Source organism: Ciceribacter ferrooxidans (assembly GCF_004137355.1).
In the GTDB taxonomy this organism is placed as follows: Bacteria; Pseudomonadota; Alphaproteobacteria; order Rhizobiales; family Rhizobiaceae; genus Allorhizobium; species Allorhizobium ferrooxidans.
Window position 1 is genome coordinate 1 of record NZ_SDVB01000286.1, and the last position, 274, is coordinate 274.

Consider the following 274-nt stretch of genomic DNA (forward strand, 5'->3'; position numbering starts at 1 on the left):
CGTGAAGCCTTTTATGGTGAGTCAAGCGTAGTAGTTGTTCGAAGAACTAAAGCGGCGACAACTCATCCTCCTTCTCTTCCTTCTTGCCAGTCGTAAGCTTCTTCTCCAGGAACTCACGGGCCAGGTCCTGGCCGCCGATGCCAAATGCAATCGCGAGGCCCAACATGACTGCTCCAAAGCCGATTCCGAACGTAATCAGCATTGTCTCTTCCCCCACCCCCAATACCTCAAAAACCATGGAAAGGGTGAAGACGCTGAGGATGGACCGGATGGA

1 protein-coding gene is annotated in these 274 nt (G+C 52.9%); it reads right to left on the bottom strand.

All coding sequences use genetic code 11. The features are described 5' to 3' along the window. Positions 1 to 46 precede the first annotated feature (46 nt). Positions 47 to 274, bottom strand: a 228-nt coding sequence (locus EUU22_RS25360) for a hypothetical protein (RefSeq protein ID WP_205687939.1), incomplete at its 5' end; no start/stop codon positions are given.